This is a genomic window from Treponema sp. UBA785 (assembly GCF_002297065.1).
In the GTDB taxonomy this organism is placed as follows: domain Bacteria; phylum Spirochaetota; class Spirochaetia; order Treponematales; family Treponemataceae; genus Treponema_D.
Genome location: NZ_DBJD01000038.1, coordinates 3152 through 5834 on the forward strand (window position 1 = coordinate 3152; position 2683 = coordinate 5834).

The 2683-nt window shown below is 39.7% G+C and carries 2 protein-coding genes and 1 pseudogene; 2 read left to right on the forward strand and 1 reads right to left on the reverse strand.

The genetic code is table 11. The features are described from left to right. Both B2X33_RS02990 and B2X33_RS02995 read left to right on the forward strand, forming a co-directional pair. Positions 1 to 996, forward strand: a 996-nt coding sequence (locus B2X33_RS02990; protein WP_296667546.1) for a TdpA family lipoprotein, incomplete at its 5' end; no start/stop codon positions are given. Positions 997 to 1397: 401 nt separating this feature from the next. Continuing rightward, entirely contained in the window at positions 1398 to 2429 is a 1032-nt protein-coding gene (locus B2X33_RS02995; RefSeq protein WP_296020998.1) for a glycosyltransferase family 2 protein, read from the forward strand. Positions 2430 to 2477: 48 nt separating this feature from the next. Here B2X33_RS02995 and B2X33_RS03000 read toward each other — a convergent pair. Beyond that, positions 2478 to 2683 (reverse strand): annotated as a pseudogene (locus tag B2X33_RS03000) (Rpn family recombination-promoting nuclease/putative transposase); the annotation flags it as partial.

A 2683-nucleotide genomic window follows, 5' to 3' on the forward strand; every position in this document is an offset into this window, starting at 1 on the left:
TCTAAATGCTATTGCTTTGACAAAAATTACAATCTTTGGACTGTGGAGTTTTCGGATAGCGTGGCGGCTTTGAACAAATATTCGATGAAAGTTTCTTCAAATTCTTATTCAACTGATTCTGACTTAACAGCCGAACTTTCAGAAATTACAAGCAGCCCTGCAGATATGTGCTATGACGCTGTGAACGGATATATATATCTGCTTGTAAATGGAGACAGCTCAGCGACAGTTTATGCTGTTTCTACGGGAGATACGCCTGCTGTAGCTGCAAGCGCAACGATGAATACTTCGGCTCTCGGAGAGAACGTTTCTTTAACAAATATCGCAGTCAACGGAAATGACTTTTATTTTGCAGACAGCTCATGCAATGTTTATAAAGCGACTGTGACCGTAGATTCTGGAAGCATTGCGGTAGGAACTCCAAGCCTTGTAAAATCTCTTGTTTCGCAAGATGTTTTGGAAGGCTATGATTCTTCTAAGCATGATGCTTCCTATGATTCAATTTCGATAACGGATTTGCAGTTTGGAGACGGCCTTGGCTATGGTACAGAGAATGTTTATGCGCTTGTAAAGGAGGCTTCTAGTTCTGTTGGGCTTAGTAGCAACGATTATTTTTATAGCCGCGGCGCGCTGGTAAAAATCAGCACAGAAACCGGCTCTTTTGAGAAGTTTGGCTGGGCATCAGAGGTAAAAGAATTTAGCTATACTCATAATACAGGTTCTTATACGGATTACTATTGTATTCCTGATGCAGCTGATTCATCCAATACCGACTTTTTTGGGCCTACAAAGTTCTGCGCTGTTGTGCCAAAGAAGATTGTAATTGTTGACGATGGCTTTTATTTGAAGGCGGTAGACGGCAGTAGTGGAGCACTAAAAAATAAAGACTCTATTGTTGAGTTTGATATTGACGGCTCAACGCTTTCAAGAGGAGCTGCCAGCATTTCTGTATCGTTTGATATTGGCACAACTAATTTTTATTATACAGAAAATTAAAGTTTTCTAAAGACAGCCGGCCGGTAAGTAAAAACTGCTATTATGGCGCTTGCTTTTTTTGTCATTCCAATGCTAACAAAACTGTCATTCCCGCAGTTGTTTTTTTGTCATTGCCGCGCTTTTTTTGTCTCTGCCATTCTTGTGCTTTCTTCTTTTTTGTCATTGCCGTGCTTTTTTTTGTCATTGCGTGCTTTTTTTTGTCATTGCCGTGCTTGACACGGCAATCTATCCGCATGGATTATCGGGTCAAGCCCGATAATGACAAACGGTCAAGCCCGATAATGACAAATGGCCAAGACTGATAATGACAGAGAAGTCGAACGCTCGATAATAACAAGTGGAGCAAGCCGCTTTTTTTTATGATATAATTTTTTTATATGCTCAGTTTGTTTAAAAAAAAATTGATAAAGATTTCTGTCTGTGTGCCTGTCTGCGGCACGCAAAAACTTCTGCCTGCATGCCTGGAAAGCATTTGCTCTCAAAATTTTTGCGGCTTTGAAATTATTGTTGTTGATGACGAGGGAATTGGCCGGTTAAAAGAAAAAGAGCTGAATACAAAGAAGATTTTAAAAGAGTTTTGCAAAAAGCATAAAAGTCCAAATTTTTGTGTAAAGCTTGTTCAGCACGAAAAAAACAAAGGCCTTGTAGAAGCCCGCCGTTCTGCAGTTTATGCGGCGGCCGGAAAATACATAATGTTTGTGGACAGCGACGACTTTCTTTTGCCGGACGCATTGAGCGCGCTGTATGAGATTGCCGAAAAAAATGGAGCGGACATTGTTCATGGCAGGGCAAAAGTCAAAACTGAGCAGGACTTAAAAAATCTTTCTGAAAAGGATAAAAAATTTTTAGAGAATAGGATTCTTGAAATTACAAAAAAAATAACCAATGTTTTTGCCGGGACAGATTGCCGCGCCGAAGGCTTTTTGTGCAAAGATGAGATTCTAAATGGCTTTTTGGTTCAGCGCAACCATTGCGGTTTTTTGTGGGCAAAGCTTTTTGAGCGTGAATTGTGCTTGAATGCGTTTGAAAAAATTCCTCCAGTATATTGTGTCTTTGCGGAAGATTTTTTGGTTTATTTTTTTCTTGCCTTTTATGCAAAAAAATATGCCGGCATAAAAAACGAAGTGTATTCTTACTGTGTCGATACAGGAATTTCGTCTGAAAAGAAAATTTACAGCCTTGAGCAATGGAAAAAAGTTTGCTCTGCCGCAAGCGCAAGCACTGTTCTTCTGGATTTTGTTCAGAAAAAAGACATAGAAGCCAAAAATCTTACAGAAGCCGAAATTGAAGAGTTGAAAAAGACATGCCGGTATTACGCAAGAAACAATCTTGAGCAGCTAAAAAAAGCAGTAATCCCGGAACTCCAGTTGCAGGCCTACGAAGAACTGTGCGAATGGTGGGGAAAAGAAATGATTAAAAGCGTAGAAAAATGACTGCAAGAACAGGTGATATTAAAAATATTACCACCTGTTTTTTGAGATTTAGCTTTTGCCAGTTTTTAAGCTTTTAACCTGCTCCAAGGAAAGCCCTGTAACAGAAGCAATCTGTTCAGGTGAGATGTTTATTTTAAGCAAGTTTTTGGCAGTTTGGAGAGTTTTTTCGCTCGCAATATCGTTAGCCATATCTTTAGCAATGTCTTGTGCCATATCTTTTGCCATATCTTGCGCCAAATTTCTTGCCTGCAGCT